We start from the raw sequence: 19,838 nt of genomic DNA on the forward strand, positions 1-19,838 counted from the left end.
GTGTTTGCCCACGCTGGGGCAAACCCCCACAGCCGTGTCTCTTCAGTTGTCGCGGCTATCGATTCTCCAAGCCGGACAACACTTCTAACCCATGACCGTCCCGGTCGACTCGGCATTGGGTGCCCGAAGGCGGGAGAATGCGCCGAGGTCGATTTCGAGCCCGGTGTGCATCCCGACATAGGTCAGGGGATCAGCGTCGTGATCGTGTCCAGCTTCCACTTCGTCGATGATCCTGGACATGAGGCGCCCAGCGATGGGCGCATTTTTGAATTGGTTCCCGCTGGTGCCCATGGCGACGTAGAAACCTTGTCTGTCTGTCTTGTCGTAGATCGGGGTCCAGTCAGACGCTGCGTCGTACACGCCGGCAATACCTTTCGGTTGTGAAGGGACCTCCAGGGTGGGGAAACGCCTGGCGGCGCGGAAAACCTGCGCTTCGAATCGGGCAACAGTGCGATTCGGGTTTGCGGTATCAGGATCGTCGATCCACTCGAGCGGATCGCAATCCGGTTCGGTTCCGCCGACGAGGAAACCGTTTCCAGGTTCGGCTCGCATGTAGGTTCCGAGATCCAAATCGGCGATCATCGGGCCGAGGATCTCGTTTTCGTTGTACTCAGTGGGTGCGGTGATGTGATGGACTTCCTGACGCAAGGGCCGAACCGAAACCTTGAAGTCGGACCCGACATTCGAGAGCTTGTTGAACGCTCCTGACCAGGGGCCGGCGGCGTTGACGACAATCTTGGATTTCACACTTTCCCCGTCGTCGAGCCCTAGCTGCCATGTGCCGTCAGGCAACTGCTCGACTGCCACCACACGCGTGTTGTATGCGAAAACCGCACCGTGCGAACGTGCTGCCGCAGCAAGATTCGCGGCTGCCAGTTGCGGGTCGTCGACGAACCCCGCCTGCGGTGTGTACAGCGCGCCGAGCGTGGTTTCCGCATCTGCGAAGAAGGACTCCGAGTCGACTGGCTTCGGTGGATAGTATTTACCTGCGTCGATACCGGGAATCTTTTCGACGAGTGTCGTTGCGTCCCAAAGTTGGTAGTCGATTCCGATCTTCTCGAACAGTCCAATCGTGCGCGCGTGGGGTGCGACGTCGACATCGAGCAGTGCCATCCCGCATTGCCGAAACTTCGCAAGCGCGCCGTCGACTGTCGCGTTGAGATGCTCGTTCCAGTTTTGCCAGCAATGCAGCGACTCCCAAGCCGCAGCCATACCGTCGAATGTGGAGTAGTTGAACCGGATGACCGCACTGGATGCACTGGTCGAGCCGTAGCCCGGACCACCAGACTTGTCGATGACCAGGACTTCGTAGCCTCGAGCGGCCAGTTCGTAGGCGATGGAGCTGCCGATCACTCCAGCTCCGACCACAACTGCATCGGTCTTGTCGGTAGGCACTTTCGGCCCCTCTTTCTACTGATGGCTTCGCCGGATCGAAAGCGCAGCTATTCGATCCGGCGAGCTTGGGTTCTGGTAATTCTGACGCCGTCGACTTCCTCTGGAGACCCGTATCCCGACTTCTCGGATTCGGATCTGCCTTAATGGATTTGGTACCTGAAAGTCCAGAGGTGTCCGTCGTCCTCAACTCTCTCGTGGCGGCCATCGGAACGCTATCGACAGCTGCTCAAAAAATCACAGCCGTGGCGCGTCCGTTGTCAGAAATGTTTCGTCGAGCTGCCCCGCGTGGCAGACCAGTCTTTCGATTCCGGAATCCCTCGCCACAGAATGGGAAGTGCGATCAAAGCGATGGCGGTCGCGTAGAAGGCAGGCGACAGATCGCTTCCAGTGGCGTTGACCAGTGCTGCGCACACCAGCGGCGCAGTTCCTGCAAAGAGCGCATATGCGATGTTGTAGGGGATTGCCGTGCCGGTGAATCGAGCATGCGTCGGCATCATTTCGAGGATTACGAGCAAAGCGGACGCGAGTAGGGAAAGCGCGATGACCAGAGCAGCCAGTGCAATGGCAATCGCGAAAATGTTTCCGGTGCCGATGAGCATGTAGCTGGGCACCGAAACGAAAACTGACATCACCATGCCGATTCTGACGAGAGGTCTCCGGCCGATTCGGTCGACCGTGGCGCCGAAGAAGATGAACAGCGGGACTGCGAGAACCAAAGCGCCGGTTGTCATCAGCAGTGCCACCGTGCTCGAAACGTCGGCTGAAAGAATCAGAAATGTCGGCATGTAGCCGAGCAGCATATGAGTAACGACACCGAGCGAGGCGAAATACACGAATGACGTGAGCAGAGTCCGCCAGTGATTGCGGAACAGATCTGTGAGAGGGCGGGTTGGAAGGGAATCGTTTTCTTTCATTTCCTTGAAAGCCGGAGTTTCCTCGACCGCAAGCCTCATGAACAGTCCCACCATGGCGACAACGCCTCCGATGATGAACGGCCAACGCCATCCCCCTTCGGCAAAGGACTCAGTGCCGACCAAGCTGAATGACAAGACTGTGACCGTGGCCAAGATGCTGCCGACGAACGACGAAGAGCTGATAATCCCTGCGTACAAGCCTCGGCGGTGAGACGGCGCATGCTCGACGACGAAGGTTGCCGCTCCGGTGTATTCGCCGCCGGCCGAGAATCCTTGAACCAAGCGACAGAGCAGCAGCAACAGCGGTGCTGCAACACCGATCGAAGCGTAGGTCGGTAAGAGGCCGATAGCCGCTGTCGAGCAGCCCATGAGCGTAATTGCCAGGGACAGTGACCTCCGCCGGCCGAGGCGGTCACCCAGTCTTCCGAAGAATATGCCGCCGGCAGGTCTGGCCAAGAATGCGACTCCGTAAAGAGCGAAGGTGGCAAGCAGTGCGCCACTGCCGAACTCCGGAGGGAAGAACACTGTCGCGAGAACTGCGGCAGTGAAACCGTAGATCGTGAAATCGAACCATTCGACGATGTTGCCTGTCGCGCCGGCGATCAGCGCCCTGCGGCGCGCCGATCGACGTCCGGGTGAAGTCTCGATTTGATGCTCTACAGGAGCATTCGCTGTACCGGTCATGAAAAATTCCTCTCGGGATATGCTGAATGGCAACGGTTTTGCGACGTCACGGTGGCCGATGTCGTTCGGAGGCATGCGAAATTGAAAGAGGCCGACCGGACCCACGTTGATCGGGCGAACGGAGGTTGCGATCGATTCCGGATCAGGGACGACGCTTTCTCACGCGAGAGCGTGTCGGCTGGCTTCGGCCCACAATGCAAATCTCACGGCTGCAACGAATCTCGTCGCTTTCGTGCAACCTGTCGTTGCTGGGTATGCCTGGTCGCGGGCCGAGCGAACACGTTCCGGGTCTCATGTGCTTCGGCATGTAGCGAGCTTATGGCGCGAAAGTTAGTTGCATCACTGTCATTCGTTCAAATTGTCGCGGATGAATTTAGTCATATGTTGCAAAACGGCGAGCGTGGCTCGTACAGTTCGACCATGGCCGGAGAACTACAGCATTTGGTGGATAATACCGGGCGCCGACTGGACCGTTCCGTTGCGATCGATGATGCACAGATCCGTCTACTCGCGTACAACTCGCATGACAGTGCCGTCGATTCAGTCAGAATGAATTCCGTTCTACAGCGGAATGTTTCACGCGAGATTGTGGACTTCATCTACGCGAGTGGAGGCCGTGAAGCCCTCGATCTCTTCACTGTTCCCGTCAACGAAGGACTAGGGCTGACCCTTGGCCGGGTCGGGATGCCGATCCGGTACCGCAATGCGCTGCTGGGCTTCGTCTGGCTGTTGACTTCAGAGGGCGAAGTTGACGAGGATCAAGCCGAGGTCTTGAGGCGCACGGCTGATGCGGCGGCGATGATCCTCCACCGCGAACAGTTGCTGGACGAGTTGTCCCGAAGTCGGGAGCGGGAACTTACTCGAGACGTACTGTCTGGCGAGCGGTCGCTGCGCGAGGACGCGGCAAGCAGATTGGCTGATGAGGGCTTGATGGCTGCGGGTCCAGCAGTCGCGGTCACTATGTTGCTTCGTCCCGTGGACCGGTCGACATTGACCGAAAGAGATCGTCTGAGTGTTGCCGTCGGCGTCGATCAGCTTCGGCGGAGGCTCCCGCGGAACAGTGCAATCCAACTCGACCGCCCCGACCACAGTCTGTTGATCGTATCGGTGGCCGAACGCTCGACTCAAACCCATCTGGACTCGTTGATCGTGGCAGCCCGGGAGCGAGTCTTGTCTGAAAGTGGGCGCCAGAACATCGAATGTTGGGTTGGTATCGGTGAACCGCGAACCTCGGTTGCAGACGTGCGCGAATCCTACGAAGAGTCCAGACGTTCCGCAGATGTGGCCCAGGTCGTCAAGGTGCTCGGAAATGTTGTGCGTTATCGGGATCTCGGCGTCTACGGACTTCTGGCCGAACTGTCGGAGGATCGACTCGAGAACAGTATTCACTCAGGTTTGCAGTCCTTGCTCAGCCATGAGGACTCAAAAAGTGAGGCTCTTCTCGCGACGCTGGAGAGCTTTTTGGACAATGCCGGTGACGTAAAGCGAACGTCCGAGGCGCTCTGTGTGCATCGAGGGAGCCTGTACTATCGTTTGCGGCGAATTCAGGAGATAACACGCGCAGACTTGACAAACGGCGACGACCGGTTGGCATTGCATTTGAGTCTGAAAGTCGCGCGGTTGTTAGATCTCCGATGATCCCAACCGAGAAGAGGGGACTGCGGAAGAATCCAGCGGCTCAACGTAGTTCGGGGCTGGATCGTCAAGCGGGATGGTTCTGGGGTGGGAAAGGAAGCGCGTCGTACATCGGCCGGCGTGGGTTGGCTTGACCTGCTGAGACGTTCATACGTTTGATCGGGCACCTTCTATCCTCCTGTCGGCAGATGCGGCGGAGTGCAACTTTTTCGGGCATTGAAAGTGCAGAATCGTCCAGATGGGTGTCGAGCTGCGTGAAGAACGCGCGTTTTTGCAAACCGAAATGACGACGAATTTGGTCTGAGTTCGGTCCCCCGGTACGCAGATGTTTGCGCGCAAACTGGACAATTTGTTGCCGACTGCAAATAGGGGATTTGGCGTCCATCCCGTTGGCTCCCTTTACGATTGGATTGGATCAGATACCTGAGTCGGTGCGATTTTTACGCACCCCTTGACTGCAGGTCTGGTCTGATCTTTCCGAAATTGGAGACGCGGAGATATATGCAGTTGTTCGAGATCGTTCCCCCGAAATTGAACAAACGCGCCAGACTGGATTGTGGCCATTGATGCTGCACGTCTAGCCATTTGCTTGCTGCTGAGCTGGCTGGTCAGCGCGACACAGTATCGGTGATGTTGCCGGCCTATCGCCAAACGGTGAAATGGTTCTGCCAGGAGAACGACACGTTTTTGCCGGCATTCGAGACGACGACTCCGCGCGGATCGACTTCTGGGGGAAGGGGAACCGACCACATCATCTTTCCGTCGCGAGCCCGGATCGCGTGCATGCCGGTGTAGTCACTGAAGACGAAGTGGTCGCCATCGGTTACCCCGCTGCGAACCCAGTACGCGTCTTGCCAGGGCGTTTGCCACAACTGTCGGCCACTCTCGATGTCGAGACCCGAGATTGTGCGCGTCTCCGGCGACGTGACCAGGATTGTTTTTCCTACCACTGCGGCGATGGCGCTTCCCGTCCCGGCCATCGCGGTGTTGACGATTTGTGAACTGCGCCAAAGTTCGTCACCGGAATCCGGGTCGTAGGCGCCGTCGCCGAGAAACATCGGCAGGCCCGTCGAGGACTTACTTGGGTAGGACGACGATGAGTACGAGGGAATCGGTATCGCACGAATCGTGGATCCATCGGAAGCCAAGAGGTTTTGGGTTCCTGCATAACCTGACCTGCCGCCGACACTAGTCAGGAACAATCCATTTCCGGCCGGGACAAGCGAATCGCCCTCGAATCTGAATCGTTCGGCGCCGGAATCCAGATCGTAGATTCGATAGCGGTACTGTGGGTCCCCGCCATCGCCCTGTTCCATCGCAATGACAGTGTCGGTGTGAGGGACCGTGTAGACGGCCCCGAACTTCTCACTTGGTTCGAAGGTGCGAACGAAGTTGGCCGTTAAGTTGGTTGTGTTGCCGCTGGCGAGAATTCGTGTTCGAATCGTTCCGTCCATCCTTTCGCCGGACGTGTACACAGTGTCTCCGGTGATCGCGGCACCACTGAGATCGAAGTCGGTTCCGAGGTCGGACAACAGAGTTCCGGTCGCGGTATCTACAAAGATCATCCGTCGATCGCCCCAGCACGCGATGATCGTGGATTCGTTCTGCTGACTGCACTGGCCGATGACTCCGCCGATTCGCGTTTTCCACAGCGGACTTCCGTCGTCGGGATTCACACCGACCAGTGTGACGGCACCGACTCCCTGACTCGACGAAGACTCGTCGGTCTTGGGAAGGGGATAAGCAGTCGCGGCCACCATCACGTCACCGACTTGGTACGTGTTGCCGTAGCCGTAGTAGCGATCGAGGCCGGAAGGCATCGACAGCAGTACGTCGCCGGAGTTGTCCGTGAGCGTTCGAACATCGAGTTCCCAGGCTTGTTGCGGAGGATCGGAGAGGTCCACGTCGACAACCCCCTGCTCGACGATCGGACCGCCTATCTTCTGCTTCGGCGAGGCCGCCTCACTGGAGTCGGAGAGTGCCGATACGACGATGAACGCGATCGCCACGATCAACGCCAGTCCGAGGGCGACCAGTTTCCAGTGTTCCTTCAACCGAAGCTGCATCGAAAGACCGTAACCGATCGAGCAAACTGATCGGTTCGTTTCGCGGACGGCCGGCTCGATGTCGATCGCGAGATCGAGCCCACGTGCTCGGTGTGACGAAGTGTGGTGGCCTCGTACACACGAGACCACCACACCGACGGCGTCAGACGTAAGGCGAGTACGCCGGGAGATCCAACTGACCGTTGCCCGACAGTCCGATCACAATCACCTCGGGTTCGGTGACGGCGCGCGCGTGAGCGATGGCACCGGCAACCGCGTGGGTTGATTCCGGAGCCGGGATGATCCCTTCGGCGCGGGCGAAAATCAGACCGGCCTGGAGCGCGTCGTCCTGATCGACGGCAATCGCATCCATGAGTCCGAGGTTGACCGCATGCGAGACCATCGGCGACATGCCGTGGTAGCGAAGGCCACCCGCATGGATCGCCGGGGGAACGAAGTCCTTACCCAGAGTGTGCATCTTGAGCAGCGGCGTCAACCCGGCGACGTCACCGAAGTCGTAGCGGTACTCGCCCTGAGTGAGGGACGGGCATGCCGAAGGCTCGCAGGCGACCAGACGAGTCTTGGTGCCTTCGCGAAGGTTTCGTCCCAGGAACGGGAAGGTGAGTCCGGCGAGGTTGGAACCGCCACCGGCGCAACCGAACACGGTGTCGGGGACGGCGTCGCCGGCTTCTTCGAGCTGGACCATTGCTTCCTGACCGATCACGGTCTGGTGAAGCATGACGTGGTTCAGCACGCTACCGAGTGAGTAGTGCGTGTTCGGATCCTGCGCAGCGACCTCGACGGCCTCACTGATCGCCATACCAAGCGAGCCGGTGGTGTCGGGATGCGACTTCAACAGTGCGCGTCCGGCTTCCGTCAGGTCGGAAGGCGACGGGTGACAGATTCCGCCGTACGCCTCCATCTGGATGCGTCGGTACGGCTTCGAATCGAAGGAGGAGCGAACCTGCCACACCTCGACGTCGAGTCCGAGCAGTGCGCCCGCGAACGACAGCGACGCACCCCACTGGCCTGCGCCGGTTTCGGTGGTGAGCTTGGTGGTTCCTTCGATCGCGTTGTAGTACGCCTGCGCGACAGCAGTATTCGGCTTGTGCGAACCGACCGGGCTCACGCCTTCGTACTTGTAGTAGATGCGAGCAGGTGTGCCCAGAGCGCGCTCGAGTCGGTGCGCACGGAACAGGGGAGAGGGCCTCCACATGCCGTATATCTCGCGAACCGTCTCCGGGATCTCGATGTAGCGCTCGGTTGCGACTTCCTGCGCGATGAGGTTCATCGGGAACAGCGGCGCCAAGTCCTCGGGGCCGAGCGGCTCACGAGTGCCCGGATGCAGGTGCGGGGGAACAGGCTCGGGGAGGTCAGCCGCCAGGTTGTACCAGTGCGTCGGCACTTTCGACGGGATGGAGACGCCCAAAGGCTCGAGCGAACGGTTGAGTGGGGTGGTGGTCAACTAACTCTCCTTCGTGGATTCGGTACCTGATCTTGGCGGTCGTAGCGACGACGCGTACGGCATTTGCCGGATCGGGGATCCTGGAGAGGAGCCTGCTGGACCACCCGATATCGGTCCGGGCAGCACGCAGTTGCGGCTGACCGTCAGCGGTCGGGCCACCAGAGGTGCGCAGTGAGCAGGGTCACGAGCCGATCGTACATCGGTACTCGCGCCCTGCTCACGTCGGGCGCGGCTACATTTTCGCCATCCTCCGTCGGCTCAGCGACATTTTCGCCATCCTCCGTCGGCTCAGCGGAAAATCATGCACGTCGTAGTTCCGTGCGCCACCAACTTGCCGTTCTTGTCCAAGACCTTGCCCTCTGCCGTCGCGGTACGCCCGCCCACGTGAATGACGCTGCCGTGGGCTGTCAGTTCGTCACCGTCGAGAGGCACCGTGCGGATGTAGTTGAGCTTGAGTTCGAGGGTCGTGTAGCCGACGCCGGCCGGAAGCATCGTGTGTACCGCGCAGCCCATGACCGAATCGAGCAGCGTTGCGCAGATTCCGCCGTGGACAGTGCCGAGGGGGTTGCTGAAATCGGCACGCGGGGTCAGGGCGAAGCTCACCGATCCCTCGTTGACCTCGCGCATCTCCATGCCGAGGAGGCGTCCGATGCTGGGTCGGTCGTTGACCTGCGTTCCCATCCAGCGGAGAAGTTCGAGGCCTGTCATCTGCGCCGGATCGACGGTTGCGGTTGTCTCGTCACTCATTGTTTCATCCCATCACTATGTAGGTCGTCATACATAACGTAGCGTATGAGTCGACAGGTGTACCGACGGCCGAAGGATCTGTGACATGGCAGAGCTGAGCTCACGTGATCGCATGATTCGTAGTGCGGTCGAACTGATCAGCCGCAACGGTGTCGATGCGACGTCCTTCAGCGACGTCATCAAGCACAGCGGCGCGCCCCGTGGGTCGATTTACCATCACTTCCCCGGCGGCAAGACCGAGCTTATGGTCGAAGCCGTGCGCGCGGCTGGTGCGATCATCACCAGACGAATCAGCTCGGCTGCGGCCACCGGTTCCACTGCCGACGTGATCGAAGCGGTCGGAGACATCTGGCGACTCAATCTCACGCGCTCGGACTTCGCGATCGGCTGCCCGGTGATTGCCGGCGGGTTGGCACGCGCCAGTGAGCCAGAAGTCGCGGAAGTATCGGCTGAGGTCATGCTGGGATGGCAGAAGTTGATCGAATCGCAACTCGAAACTGCGGGTTATCCTGCAGTGCAAGCAAAGTCGATGGCAAACCTGACGATCACGTCGGTCGAAGGTGCAGTGGCGGTGTGCCAGACGACTCGAAGTATCGAGCCGCTCGAACAGGTCATCGCTTCACTGCAGGGGCTCTCTCGTTCTGAGGCTTGGTCCCGCTGAGCCTCCGGGGGTTGACTTCGGCCATCAAGTATCCGTAACTTCATGTAACGGCTAATTAGGCAGGAGTAGGCGATGACACATTGGTTCGACCTCGAACCGGTCGGTGTCGATTTCTTCGACACGGCACCGCATATCTTCACGTACTCGATTGACCTCGCCGCCGAACCTGATGTCGTCTGGGCCGGTCTGACCGCCGACGAGCCTTTGTCGTGGTGCCGACTGCTCACAAAAGTGCACTACACCTCGCCGCGCCCCTACGGCGTCGGCACGCGCCGAATCGCGGAGGTGGGCGGTGGCGCGATGCAGATGCGCGAAAAGTTCATCACCTGGGACGACGAAACGCGTCGGCACTCGTTTTACGTCGAACAGTCCAATGTTCCGCTGTTCCAATCCTTCGCGGAGGACTACCGCGTCGACGAGCTCGCAGTGGGTTCGAGACTGCAGTGGAATTTTGCATTCTCGCCGCGTCCGAAGCTGTCGCTCGCGGTGCGCGGCGGGCTACCGGTCAACTCACTGATCTTCTCGAGCTTCGTGCGCGATACCAAGCGGCACTTCGGTTCTGCGCCACGCCATTGACTTTCTTCCCTTCATACGAGAGGTATCCATGACCACACTCGGAGAATCGTTGACTTTGCCCTGTGGGCAGATACTGCGGAATCGCACGATGAAAGCTGCGCTCAGTGAGGCTCTGGGGGACCGGACTCATGGACCGTCCACCCGCTTGGAAACGCTGTACGGCCGTTGGGGCAGTGGCGGGTTCGGATTGCTCGTCACCGGCAATGTCATGGTCGATCGATCGCAGATCGCCGAACCGGGCAACGTCGTCGTCGACGACGATCGTGATGCCGAAGCGCTGACTGCCTGGGCCAAGACTGCCAAGAACGGCGGCGCCGAGATCTGGATGCAGCTGAACCACCCAGGGCGGCAATCCAACCCGATCGCCAGCAGAGGTCGACCGGTCGCACCGAGCGCGATTGCGCTGAAGATTCCGGGAATGGCGACGCCGCGAGAACTCTCGACTGCTGAGATCGAAGAGATCATCGACAAGTTCGCGGAAACCGCTCGCGTCGCCGAGTCCTCCGGATTCGGAGGCGTGCAGATACATGCCGCGCACGGTTATCTTGTTGCGCAGTTCCTTTCGCCGTTGTCCAATCAGCGGACGGACGAGTGGGGTGGAGATCCTGAGCGTCGACGACGCTTTCTGATCGAAATCGTTCGGCGCATACGCTCTACCGTTGCTCCGGGATTTGCGGTGTCGGTCAAACTCAACTCGGCTGATTTCCAGCGCGGCGGATTCTCGGAAGACGAGTCGCGAGAAGTAGTACGCGCGCTGACCGAAGAGTCGGTCGACCTCATCGAGATCAGCGGAGGCAGTTATGAATCGCCGGCCATGATGGGTAAAGCGCAGAAGCAGAGCACTCGCGATCGAGAGGCATATTTCCTCGAGTATGCCGAGACGGTTCGAGCGATTGCCGGCGACATTCCCTTGGCGGTCACCGGCGGCTTCCGCTCGCGATCGGCGATGGTCGAGGCACTCGCTTCCGGCGCGTGCGACGTGATCGGCCTCGGCCGGCCGACGATCACGATTCCCGACGCGGCAACCGTTCTCCTGGAATCGAATCGGGAACGATTGATCGTCCCGACTGTGGAGTTCGGAGCGCGGAAGTTGTTGGGGAAGGTTGCCGACATCTCGATGCTCGACGGTGCACTCGACCTGCAGTGGCACACCGATCAGTTGCATCGAATGGGTGACGGCAGCGAGCCGGATCCGGCTCGGCCGTGGTGGAAAACCCTCGGGACCATGGTGAGGCGAAACGGAATCGATGCGCTTCGCCCCACCAAACGAGCGGCTTGATCAGTTCGGTGCACCGATGTTGAGTTCATCGGGATGCGCGCCGACGCGGGTACCGTCGTCGAGAGTGTCGATTTCGCTCAGATCGAGATCAGTGAGTTCGAAGTCGAATACGTCGATGTTCTGAGCGATCCGGGCGTCGTGCACTGATTTCGGGATGACGATCAGGCCGTTCTGCAGGTGCCAACGGATCAGGACCTGCGCGGCAGTCTTGCTGTGGCGGTCACCGATTCGAGTGATGATCGGATCGGTGAGCAGCGTGTTGGGCTTCGATGCCTTACCCCAACCCGCGTTGCTGGTACCGCCGAGTGGGCTCCACGACTCGACCTTGATCCCGTGCTCGGCGGCCTTGTCGCGGATCGCGTGCTGCGTGAGGTGCGGATGCAGTTCCACTTGATCGACTGCCGGCAACAATCCGCCGCGATCGACGAGAAGCTGCAGATGATGCGGCTCGAAGTTGCACACCCCGATTGCCTTGGCGCGGCCCGATTCCGCGATCTTTTCGAGCGCGTCCCAAGTGCGGAGGAGTCGGTCGTTGTCCTGCAGTGGCCAGTGGATCAGATACAGATCGACGTAATCGACGCCCAGCTTGTCGATGCTGCTGTCGAAAGCCTTCAACGCCGGCTCGTAGCCCTGATCTGCATTCCACAGCTTCGTGGTGAGGAATATGTCCTCTCGCGCGACGGACGAGTTGGCGATACCTCGTCCGACGCCCTCTTCGTTCCCATATGCGGCAGCGGTGTCGATGTGCCGGTAGCCGGCGTCGTCGAGAGCGAACCGCACTGCATGCTCGGTTTCGTCGTTGGTGGCCTGCCAGACTCCGAGGCCGAGTTGCGGGATCGTGGTTCCGGAATTCAGCGTGATGTCAGGATTGCTCATGGATCAAGGCTAGCGATCTCGAGCTTTCCTTGCCTGGGTCAGAGCCGCCTGGGTCAGAGAGTCGTAGCCGAGTACCCATGCGCCGCTGCAACACTGTCGGACAGGAGCAGGCCGTCGTGTGTGCTCAGTCCCGACCCCAGGCCGGGAACTGTCGCGACCGCGTCCTTCCACCCCTTGTCTGCCAATGCGACGACGTACGGAAGCGTCGCGTTGGTGAGCGCGTACGTCGACGTACGGGGGACGGCTCCGGGCATGTTCGCGACGCAGTAGAAGACGGAACCGTGAACCTGGTACGTCGGATCGGCGTGCGTGGTCGCGTGTGAATCCTCGAAGCAGCCGCCCTGGTCGATGGCGATGTCGACCAGGACAGAACCCGGCTTCATGCGCGCCACCAGGCTGTTGGAGACGAGAGTCGGCGCCTTCGCCCCGGGGACCAGCACTGCGCCGATGACGAGGTCGGCGTCGAGTACTGCCTGTTCCAGTTCGAGGCTGTTGGACGTGATGGTCTTGACCTGGCCGTGGTACAGCTCGTCGATTTCCCGCAGGCGCGCGATCGACAGATCGAGAACGGTGACGTCGGCCTGCATGCCGTAGGCCACGGCGATGGCGTTCTTGCCGGAGACGCCAGCACCGATCACCACGACCTTGGCGGGGCGCACTCCGGGGACGCCGCCCATCAGCACTCCGCGTCCGCCGCCGTGACGCATCAAGTGGTAGGCGCCGGCCTGCGGCGCAAGGCGTCCGGCTACTTCGCTCATCGGTGCGAGAAGGGGCAGTGAACCGTCGGAACCGACAACGGTTTCGTAGGCGATGGAAGTGGTCTTCGAAGCCAGGAGTGCGTCGGTGCATTCCTTCGACGCCGCCAGGTGCAGGTAGGTGAAGAGCACCTGATCCTTACGGAGTCGCGAATACTCTTCTGCAATAGGTTCTTTGACCTTCAGGAGCAGATCTGCGTCTGTCCAGACCTGATCGGCGGACCCGAGGATCTGCGCGCCCGCGGCCTTGAAATCCTCGTCACTGAACGAGGAGCCGACGCCTGCGCCCGTTTCGATGACGACCTCGTGCCCTCGGCCGACCAGTTCGTGGACGCCTGCGGGGCTGATAGCCACGCGGTACTCGTGGTTTTTGATTTCGCGGGGGATTCCGACCTTCATGACACGGCTCCGAACTGAGTCTGTTGTTTCTTCGAATGGCAGGTGCCAAGCATGAAGTTTCGTCGTCAGATAGTGAAGAGAAGTGAAGATAATTCTCTAGGCTGTATTCATGGTGCGCGAAAGTTCAAAAATCGGTATTCAGACGGCCGCCTCGCCGAAGCATGTTCGGGCTGCCGTGAAGTTGGACGAGGTCGACCGGGTTCTGCTCGAAGAGCTGGCGAAAGACGCGAGGATTCCGAACAATGCGCTGGCCGCGATCGCGGGAATTGCGCCGTCGACATGCCTCGGCCGTGTGCGCGCCTTGGTGGACAACGGCGTGATCAGGGGATTTCACGCGGACATCGACCCCGCCGCTCTCGGAATGGATCTGCAGGCGATGATCGCAGTACGCCTGCAGGCCAACGCACGGTCGCACCTCAACCGGCTCGGCGACGACTTCGCCAAGCTGGACTCGGTGCTCAACGTGTACTTCGTTGCCGGTGTCGACGACTACATGCTGCACGTCGCAACGACGGATTCGGCGCAGTTGCGTGACTTCGTCGTCAACAATCTCTCGGCACATCCAGCGGTTGCTGCGACCGAGACGATTCTGATCTTCGAACACGTCAGGCCTCGAGGCGGTACTGCCTGATTAGTTCTCACCTGATGGCGGGTCGACGCCCGGACCAGGCGTTCTCGAGGAGTTCGCTCAGGCACGGCGGGGTGATCTCACGCGGGTTCGGATACGCGGCGGAGGTGGCGAGTTCGACTGCATTTTCGATTTGATCGTGACTCATTCCCAGTTCTCGCAGAGTGGTCGGTCCGCCGCACGCGGTGACGAGGTCGAAAACGCCGGTAGCGGCATCGGATGCGCCCAGAGCAGTCGCTATTCGCGACATCACATCCGGGACAGCAGGCGCGTTGAATGCCATTGCGTGGGGGAGGACAACGGTGTGGGTGGGAGCATGCGGCAAACCGAAGCTGCCACCGAGGGTGTGGCACAACTTGTGATGAAGCCCCATACCGACTGTGCCCAAGCAAGTTCCGGCCAACCAGGCCGCTTGCAGTAGTTCGGCCCTACCTTCCAGATTTTTCGGATCATCGACAATGCTCGGCAGCGCACGGGCGATCCCGGCGATCGCCTCGATCGCCATCAAGTCCGTGATCGGGTTGGACTCGGTGGAGTACAACGCTTCAACCGCATGCGCCATCGCGTTGACGGCGCTGGTGACGGTGGTATCCAGCCGCAGATCGAGAGTGAGGTCGACGTCGTAGATGACGGTTTCGGGTCTGATGTGGGGAGAGGAGCGAGTTGTCTTGCGTCCGTTCTCTGTTTCACCCAACACCGGAGTGACTTCTGATCCCGCGTACGTTGTCGGAACGACGATCTGATCGAACCCCGCTCGTAGTGCCAGTGCCTTGGACAACCCGGTTGCCGAACCGCCGCCGATCGCGACGACCGTGTCGACGTGATGGTTCTCGGCAAGTCTCAGCGCGGCTGTCGTGACTTCGATCGGAGTATGCATCACAGCGCCGTCGAAGCGGACCACCGCCATGTCGCCGAGAGATTCGGTCACGGCGGCGGCAACCGCGTCGAGTCGACGACTTGCCAGCACCATCACTCGGCTACGGCCGAGCCGCCGCACTTCTTCGGCGATCGTATCGATCATCCCTTGGCCGAAGACAATTCGAGCCGGTGAAGCGTCGTACGAGAAGGGCTTCATGTCATCCCTGCGAAACGGTGGCGTGCATTTCCCAGACGATGACCTCTGCCCCGGTATCGGAGCTGAGCTGCTGACCTCCACCGCCGGATACTCGCACCGCGTCACCTTGTTCGAGCACTCCGACGCCTTCCATGGCGGCCTGACCGTCGGCGACAAAAACATGCAGGAACGGTGCGTCCGGCAGGGTCACAGGTTGTCCGGGTTGCAGACGCGCAACGTGCATCGCGGCGTACTTGTTCTTGATCCGGATTGCCGAGTGATCGGCGTACGCGTCCATACCCGAGGCGACCGGAACCAACCCACCGGCAAGCAATTCGGCGTCGATCTCCAACTGCTCGTAACCGGGTGTGATCCCGGCTTCGTCGGGGACGACCCACATCTGGATGAAGTGAACCGGATCGCTGTGCTTGTCGGAATGCGCGCCCGCCACGTCACCGAGTCGCCACGAATCGTTCTTCTCCGAATGCAGGATTCCCGTTCCAGCGCTCATCCGCTGGGCAAGACCGGGGTAGATGACGCCCGAATGCCCCATCGAATCCTGATGTACGAGAGAACCTCTCAGTACCCAGGTGACGATCTCCATGTCCTGGTGCGGGTGGGTGTCGAATCCCATTCCGGGCGTGACGATGTCGTCGTTGTTGACCAGGAGAAGACCGTGGTGAGTGTTCTTCGGGTCGTAGTGATTGCTGAACGAGAACGAGTGCTTCGAGTCCAGCCAGCCGGCATTGGACTTGAAGCGATCCTCGGATCGACGGATATCGAGGTTCGGCTGCGACAGAGTGGAGGTCATGGTGTGCCTTCCGAATGGTGTGGGGGGAGAGCAAGTTTTCAGGGGACGTGATTGCCGTACATCTCGCCGAGGGGGTCGGCGATCAGCTCGAGTCGAGCGCCGTCGGGATCGCGGAAGTACAACGAGACCTCGCTGTGCTCGATCAGTTCGACGCCGGCCTCGGTCAGTTGGGTGCGCAGCTTCGCCCACTTGGCAGGTTCGACGCTGATCGCGATGTGGTGGAGGCCGCCGAGTACTTCTTGGTACGGGCCCACGTCGAGACCCGGGAAGTCGAAGAAGGCCAGAAGGTTGCCATTGCCGATGTCGAAGAAGAAGTGCGACGACCCGGGATAGTCACGGTTCTCGATCAACTCGGTGAGTGGGAATCCGAGGAGATCCTGGTAGAACTTCACGGTTCGTTCGACGTCACTGCTGATCAGGGCCGTATGGTGCAGGCCGCGTGCGGTCGATGCGGGTCGTTTGTCGGCGGGGAGCAGATGTCGATCCCTGATCTCGGCCCGGCGTTCCTCGAACTGCACTGCGTTGTCGAACTGCACTGCGTTGTTGTCGCTCATGGCGCCCGCCTCTCGGTTGAACCTTCTCTTCGAACAGGTAGTTGACTGATCAACTACATTGAGAATAGATCATTTGATTTCGTTGTCAACTACTTCGGATATGCTGCTGTCATGGAATCGACGCGGTGGTTGAGCGACTCGGAGCAAACGGCCTGGCGGGCTTACCTGGATTCGACCCGACTGCTCCAGCGTGTTCTCGATCAGCAGTTGGTGCGAGACTCCGACATTTCCTTCACCGATTTCGAACTGCTGGTCGCTCTCGCCGAAGCGCCCGGCCGGCAACTGCGCATGAGTGAGCTCGCCGACGCTGTGATGGCTACCCGAAGTGGTGTGACCAGGGCCGTAAATCGATTGGTCGGCGCAGGGTGGGTGCGCCGGGTCGAGTGTGTCGACGACAAGAGGGGCGCCAATGCGGAGCTGACCGACTTGGGTGCCGACAAACTGGCGTCGGCAAGCCCGGCGCACGTAGCCGCAGTGCGGGAGAGCATGTTCGATCTGCTGAGCCCGCGAGATGTCGAGCGGCTCGGTGTGGTCTTCGGCGAGATGCGTCGGCACCTTCTCGAGACCCCGCCAGGTAATTGACAGAGCAACGGTCCACGTCACGTAGTTGGTGAGGGCTGCGATCGGACTGCCATCATTGTCTGGTGACCCGCATTCGTATGTTCGCAACCGACCTCGACGGCACCCTGCTGCGCTCCGACCGAACGATTTCGGCGCGCACCGCGCAGGCCATGGAGAACGCGCGGCTCGCCGGAATCGAAGTTGTGTGGGCGACCGCCCGCGCCCGGCATTCGGTACACACTTTGGCGAACTCGTGCGGATTTCGCGGTAAAGCTGTGTGTGCCAACGGAGCTGTGATTCTCGACCTCGCCGACGGGACTCCGGAGATCGTCGACACCGTCTCGATCGAAATGTCCTTGGCTGCAACGGCGATGGAGCAAGTTCGCGCACTGGTTCCGGGCGTCGTGTTCGCGAACGTCGGACCCACGCAGTTCTTTGCCGAGCCGGAGTATGCCGCTCTGTGCGAATTCGCGGACCATCACCGGCACCTGCACGAGATGGTGCTCGCCGATACCCTGCCGCTGGACGTGGAGCCGATGGTCAAGATCGTGGCCCGGCATGCGGAAGTTCCCAGCGCCGACCTGTACCGAACAGCGGTCGCTGCGGGCATCGAGGGCGTGGAGTTGACCCACTCCGGCGCCCCGTACATGGAAATGGCTGCAGCGGGCGTCTCGAAGGCCAGCGCTCTTGCGCAATTGTGCGTGATCGACGGTATCGACGCGTCGGAAGTAGCCGCAGCCGGTGACGCCTTCAACGACGTTGCCATGCTGGCCTGGGCCGGAACGGCTCTGGCGCCGGCCAACGCCAGAACCGAGGTCATCGAGCTCGCCGACCGAATTTTGCCCACGAACGACGAGGACGGCGTGGCGAGCTACCTCGAAGAGTTGGTTGCGGGGCGCTAGTTCAGCTGCTGACGGCCTTGGGTCCGGTGCCGATACCGACTCCGCAGTCCGTCATGAATTCGGAGAAGACGCGGTCGAAGCGATCCGGGTAGTCAAGGTGCGGGAAATGTCCGGCGCGCTTGAAGATCTCCACCCGCCCCAGCGGTAGTTCGGCGCGAGCGTTCTCGGTGTGGGCGTTGGGGATGATGGTGTCTTCCTCACCCCACACCAGTAGTGCCTGCAGATTCTTGAAGTTGGCGAAATGCGGAGTGGCATTGACGGTTTGACCGTTGTAATTGATGACCGATCGTGCCGTCGCCAGAAATGCCTGACGTGTCGACGCGTCCGATACCGAAGCGAAGCTCTTACGGGCCTCGCTCGCGCTGGCACCGAGCTTGAACAGGCCGATCTTGTTGAAAAGTCCGAGCGCTTTGTCGGTCACGTCGGTCAGCGTCCTCGACGCGAGGACGGGAAGTACCAGTTCGCTGCCGGGCAGTGTCGCCGCGCGCAGGAGTGGGCTCACCTCGGGGCCGAGTCCACCGCTGGCCACCAGGCACAGCCGCTCCACCCGGTCGGGGAACAGATACAGCGTCTGCATCGCGATCCCACCACCGAGGGAGTGTCCGACCAGGGTGGCCGACGGAATGTCGAGGGCTTCGAGGAGGTCACGCACAGTGGCGGCGTGAGCACTGAGTGAATAGTCGCCGGCAGGCTTGTCCGACGCACCGTGTCCGAAGAGATCAGGGGCGATCACGCGGTAATGACGCGAGAGCGTCTCGATCTGCGGTTCCCAGTTGGAGTGCGCGCCCAGCAGGCCGTGAATGAGCACCACGACGGGGCCACTGCCTTGGTCGACGTATTTGAGCTGGTCGCCGTGCAATACAACCGTCTGTAATTGGTCGGTTGCCATGATTGAACCTTTCGGAGCCGCCAGTGTCTGTGGCTGCTCGCGTGTTGTCGGACCGCACCCGCCCCGACGCGGATCCACGGGTATTTGTGACCGGGAGTAACCCCAGTTCCCTCAGTATGCCCATCGAGGGGGTCGATGTCGTGGCCATCGGGCGTGTTGTGACGAACCGTGAGCCGTCGGCTGAGGGGAGACGTACAACTCACCGCCGCGTGTCGGTGCCGTTGATCAGGTGAAATCAACCAGTTTGCCGAAAGTGAGGTTGATGTCCCACGGTGTGACGCCCCACGTCTCGATCGCTGAAACCGCGAAGATTCCGGCAGCCTCGATGGTGTCCTGTGAGGCTGGTGCCGACACCGAAACGCCGGATTGGTCGCTCGGAACCTTCGGCCAGACGCCTGTGCCCACCGGTGCGGGGGTTGCCTCCATGACTGCGTTGGACAGGCCCGATTCGTCGACGGTCGTGAAGAGGCAGTTCGGCTCGTGCGGAGAATCCCACCCGCCGAGTTCCGCGAGCCAGAATTCGCCGCGTCCAGCAGCGGAGATCGCGATGGACGCGAGTACCGATTCGAGATCTTCCCAAGCGTCGCCGGTCGGGGCCGACGCCTCGGTGAGCGTGAACGGTGCGGCGAGGGCAGTGCTGTCCGGGGAAGCGAAGCGCGGCTGCACAGTGAGGGCCTGGGTCTGAGTATTCAAAAACGCAACTTCTCGGAACTTGTTGTCCGGCAGAGCAGTACGAGCTACGAGGCCGCGTCCAAGCAGTGCGCCGAGCGCGGCGGGATCGTCGACGCTCCACAAGCGGGTCTCGTCCTCGGACCAGGTGCGAATCATTCCGCTGACGACAGGACTGATCAGCACGGGCTCGAGGTTTGCACTGCCTGTTGATTCGCTCACCGCTGGCTCCCCACCGCACGTCGTACCGTCGGACGGGTTCCGGGCGGCTAGACAAGTATGCCGCCTCGCTGCTGTGGGGCTTTTTTTCCCGCCGGGGGGTGACGAGGAAGGAACAAA

Annotated in this window: 20 protein-coding genes; 7 read left to right on the top strand and 13 right to left on the bottom strand. The window is 60.7% G+C overall.

Annotated elements, in window-relative coordinates; all coding sequences use genetic code 11:
- Positions 1 to 84 precede the first annotated feature (84 nt).
- Both AC3WQS_RS11465 and AC3WQS_RS11470 read right to left on the bottom strand, forming a co-directional pair.
- Entirely contained in the window at positions 85 to 1,395 is a 1,311-nt protein-coding gene (locus AC3WQS_RS11465; RefSeq protein ID WP_019746926.1) for an NAD(P)/FAD-dependent oxidoreductase, read from the bottom strand.
- A gap of 257 nt (positions 1,396 to 1,652) precedes the next feature.
- The gene (locus AC3WQS_RS11470; RefSeq protein WP_037120120.1) at positions 1,653 to 2,993 is read right to left on the bottom strand and encodes an MFS transporter; all 1,341 of its coding nucleotides are present in this window, start codon (positions 2,991 to 2,993) and stop codon (positions 1,653 to 1,655) included.
- Between AC3WQS_RS11470 and AC3WQS_RS11475 the strand changes: the two genes are divergently transcribed.
- Positions 2,961 to 4,631, top strand: coding sequence for a PucR family transcriptional regulator (locus AC3WQS_RS11475; RefSeq protein ID WP_259349045.1), 1,671 nt, complete (start codon positions 2,961 to 2,963; stop codon positions 4,629 to 4,631). The two genes, AC3WQS_RS11470 and AC3WQS_RS11475, sit on opposite strands and share 33 nt — an antisense overlap.
- A gap of 64 nt (positions 4,632 to 4,695) precedes the next feature.
- Here AC3WQS_RS11475 and AC3WQS_RS11480 read toward each other — a convergent pair whose 3' ends face one another.
- From AC3WQS_RS11480 to AC3WQS_RS11495, 4 genes are all read right to left on the bottom strand, one after another.
- On the bottom strand, positions 4,696 to 5,013 hold the full coding sequence (locus AC3WQS_RS11480; RefSeq protein WP_139047402.1) for a hypothetical protein: 318 nt from the start codon (positions 5,011 to 5,013) through the stop codon (positions 4,696 to 4,698).
- A 256-nt stretch (positions 5,014 to 5,269) separates the two neighbouring features.
- Complete coding sequence (locus tag AC3WQS_RS11485) at positions 5,270 to 6,694, bottom strand: outer membrane protein assembly factor BamB family protein (RefSeq protein ID WP_029254478.1); 1,425 nt, start codon at positions 6,692 to 6,694, stop codon at positions 5,270 to 5,272.
- Between the two features lie 142 nt (positions 6,695 to 6,836).
- Entirely contained in the window at positions 6,837 to 8,138 is a 1,302-nt protein-coding gene (locus AC3WQS_RS11490) for a TrpB-like pyridoxal phosphate-dependent enzyme (protein WP_003945451.1), read from the bottom strand.
- Between the two features lie 288 nt (positions 8,139 to 8,426).
- Positions 8,427 to 8,885: a PaaI family thioesterase gene (locus AC3WQS_RS11495; RefSeq protein WP_003945940.1), complete on the bottom strand. Its 459-nt coding sequence runs from the start codon at positions 8,883 to 8,885 to the stop codon at positions 8,427 to 8,429.
- Positions 8,886 to 8,970: 85 nt separating this feature from the next.
- Between AC3WQS_RS11495 and AC3WQS_RS11500 the strand changes: the two genes are divergently transcribed.
- From AC3WQS_RS11500 to AC3WQS_RS11510, 3 genes are all read left to right on the top strand, one after another.
- Positions 8,971 to 9,546 (top strand): TetR/AcrR family transcriptional regulator, encoded by a 576-nt coding sequence (locus tag AC3WQS_RS11500; protein ID WP_007734151.1) that lies wholly within the window; start codon positions 8,971 to 8,973, stop codon positions 9,544 to 9,546.
- A gap of 72 nt (positions 9,547 to 9,618) precedes the next feature.
- Complete coding sequence (locus AC3WQS_RS11505) at positions 9,619 to 10,122, top strand: SRPBCC family protein (protein WP_007734158.1); 504 nt, start codon at positions 9,619 to 9,621, stop codon at positions 10,120 to 10,122.
- A 28-nt stretch (positions 10,123 to 10,150) separates the two neighbouring features.
- Positions 10,151 to 11,401, top strand: a complete 1,251-nt coding sequence (locus AC3WQS_RS11510) for an NADH:flavin oxidoreductase/NADH oxidase family protein (RefSeq protein ID WP_046377948.1) — start codon at positions 10,151 to 10,153, stop codon at positions 11,399 to 11,401.
- Here AC3WQS_RS11510 and AC3WQS_RS11515 read toward each other — a convergent pair whose 3' ends face one another.
- Together AC3WQS_RS11515 and ald are read right to left on the bottom strand one after the other, a co-directional pair.
- On the bottom strand, positions 11,402 to 12,277 hold the full coding sequence (locus tag AC3WQS_RS11515; RefSeq protein ID WP_019746934.1) for an aldo/keto reductase: 876 nt from the start codon (positions 12,275 to 12,277) through the stop codon (positions 11,402 to 11,404).
- Between the two features lie 53 nt (positions 12,278 to 12,330).
- A complete protein-coding gene (gene ald / locus AC3WQS_RS11520) occupies positions 12,331 to 13,431 on the bottom strand; it encodes an alanine dehydrogenase (protein ID WP_019746935.1) in 1,101 nt (366 codons plus the stop codon).
- Between the two features lie 109 nt (positions 13,432 to 13,540).
- Here ald and AC3WQS_RS11525 point away from each other — a divergent pair, with 109 nt between their 5' ends.
- Positions 13,541 to 14,062 (top strand): Lrp/AsnC family transcriptional regulator, encoded by a 522-nt coding sequence (locus AC3WQS_RS11525; protein ID WP_019746936.1) that lies wholly within the window; start codon positions 13,541 to 13,543, stop codon positions 14,060 to 14,062.
- A gap of 7 nt (positions 14,063 to 14,069) precedes the next feature.
- Here the strand turns inward: AC3WQS_RS11525 and AC3WQS_RS11530 are convergent, their stop codons facing one another.
- The 3 genes from AC3WQS_RS11530 to AC3WQS_RS11540 are packed head-to-tail and all read right to left on the bottom strand — an operon-like array spanning position 14,070 to position 16,478.
- Positions 14,070 to 15,134: a maleylacetate reductase gene (locus AC3WQS_RS11530; RefSeq protein ID WP_492712732.1), complete on the bottom strand. Its 1,065-nt coding sequence runs from the start codon at positions 15,132 to 15,134 to the stop codon at positions 14,070 to 14,072.
- A 1-nt stretch (position 15,135) separates the two neighbouring features.
- Complete coding sequence (locus AC3WQS_RS11535) at positions 15,136 to 15,924, bottom strand: pirin family protein (RefSeq protein ID WP_042950829.1); 789 nt, start codon at positions 15,922 to 15,924, stop codon at positions 15,136 to 15,138.
- Positions 15,925 to 15,962: 38 nt separating this feature from the next.
- Positions 15,963 to 16,478 carry a VOC family protein gene (locus tag AC3WQS_RS11540; protein ID WP_492712733.1) on the bottom strand — a complete coding sequence of 172 codons (516 nt, stop codon included), beginning with the start codon at positions 16,476 to 16,478 and terminating at the stop codon, positions 15,963 to 15,965.
- A 111-nt stretch (positions 16,479 to 16,589) separates the two neighbouring features.
- Between AC3WQS_RS11540 and AC3WQS_RS11545 the strand changes: the two genes are divergently transcribed.
- Together AC3WQS_RS11545 and AC3WQS_RS11550 are read left to right on the top strand one after the other, a co-directional pair.
- Entirely contained in the window at positions 16,590 to 17,060 is a 471-nt protein-coding gene (locus tag AC3WQS_RS11545) for a MarR family winged helix-turn-helix transcriptional regulator (RefSeq protein WP_492712734.1), read from the top strand.
- 62 nt (positions 17,061 to 17,122) lie between these two features.
- Positions 17,123 to 17,941, top strand: coding sequence for a Cof-type HAD-IIB family hydrolase (locus AC3WQS_RS11550; RefSeq protein ID WP_492712735.1), 819 nt, complete (start codon positions 17,123 to 17,125; stop codon positions 17,939 to 17,941).
- Between the two features lies 1 nt (position 17,942).
- Here the strand turns inward: AC3WQS_RS11550 and AC3WQS_RS11555 are convergent, their stop codons facing one another.
- Both AC3WQS_RS11555 and AC3WQS_RS11560 read right to left on the bottom strand, forming a co-directional pair.
- Positions 17,943 to 18,830 carry an alpha/beta fold hydrolase gene (locus AC3WQS_RS11555; protein ID WP_003945464.1) on the bottom strand — a complete coding sequence of 296 codons (888 nt, stop codon included), beginning with the start codon at positions 18,828 to 18,830 and terminating at the stop codon, positions 17,943 to 17,945.
- Between the two features lie 225 nt (positions 18,831 to 19,055).
- Positions 19,056 to 19,721 carry a hypothetical protein gene (locus tag AC3WQS_RS11560; RefSeq protein ID WP_492712736.1) on the bottom strand — a complete coding sequence of 222 codons (666 nt, stop codon included), beginning with the start codon at positions 19,719 to 19,721 and terminating at the stop codon, positions 19,056 to 19,058.
- Positions 19,722 to 19,838 lie beyond the last annotated feature (117 nt).

Source organism: Rhodococcus sp. FW305-130, assembly GCF_058788335.1.

Excerpts from the sequence above, each read along its gene's own strand:
- AC3WQS_RS11475 (WP_259349045.1), top strand. The coding sequence starts at position 2,961 with ATGCTCTACAGGAGCATTCGCTGTACCGGTCATGAAAAATTCCTCTCG.
- AC3WQS_RS11470 (WP_037120120.1), bottom strand. The coding sequence starts at position 2,993 with ATGACCGGTACAGCGAATGCTCCTGTAGAGCATCAAATCGAGACTTCA.
- AC3WQS_RS11480 (WP_139047402.1), bottom strand. The coding sequence starts at position 5,013 with ATGGACGCCAAATCCCCTATTTGCAGTCGGCAACAAATTGTCCAGTTT.
- AC3WQS_RS11485 (WP_029254478.1), bottom strand. The coding sequence starts at position 6,694 with ATGCAGCTTCGGTTGAAGGAACACTGGAAACTGGTCGCCCTCGGACTG.
- AC3WQS_RS11495 (WP_003945940.1), bottom strand. The coding sequence starts at position 8,885 with ATGAGTGACGAGACAACCGCAACCGTCGATCCGGCGCAGATGACAGGC.
- AC3WQS_RS11500 (WP_007734151.1), top strand. The coding sequence starts at position 8,971 with ATGGCAGAGCTGAGCTCACGTGATCGCATGATTCGTAGTGCGGTCGAA.
- AC3WQS_RS11505 (WP_007734158.1), top strand. The coding sequence starts at position 9,619 with ATGACACATTGGTTCGACCTCGAACCGGTCGGTGTCGATTTCTTCGAC.
- AC3WQS_RS11510 (WP_046377948.1), top strand. The coding sequence starts at position 10,151 with ATGACCACACTCGGAGAATCGTTGACTTTGCCCTGTGGGCAGATACTG.
- AC3WQS_RS11515 (WP_019746934.1), bottom strand. The coding sequence starts at position 12,277 with ATGAGCAATCCTGACATCACGCTGAATTCCGGAACCACGATCCCGCAA.
- ald (WP_019746935.1), bottom strand. The coding sequence starts at position 13,431 with ATGAAGGTCGGAATCCCCCGCGAAATCAAAAACCACGAGTACCGCGTG.
- AC3WQS_RS11525 (WP_019746936.1), top strand. The coding sequence starts at position 13,541 with ATGGTGCGCGAAAGTTCAAAAATCGGTATTCAGACGGCCGCCTCGCCG.
- AC3WQS_RS11530 (WP_492712732.1), bottom strand. The coding sequence starts at position 15,134 with ATGAAGCCCTTCTCGTACGACGCTTCACCGGCTCGAATTGTCTTCGGC.
- AC3WQS_RS11535 (WP_042950829.1), bottom strand. The coding sequence starts at position 15,924 with ATGACCTCCACTCTGTCGCAGCCGAACCTCGATATCCGTCGATCCGAG.
- AC3WQS_RS11540 (WP_492712733.1), bottom strand. The coding sequence starts at position 16,478 with ATGAGCGACAACAACGCAGTGCAGTTCGACAACGCAGTGCAGTTCGAG.
- AC3WQS_RS11545 (WP_492712734.1), top strand. The coding sequence starts at position 16,590 with ATGGAATCGACGCGGTGGTTGAGCGACTCGGAGCAAACGGCCTGGCGG.
- AC3WQS_RS11555 (WP_003945464.1), bottom strand. The coding sequence starts at position 18,830 with ATGGCAACCGACCAATTACAGACGGTTGTATTGCACGGCGACCAGCTC.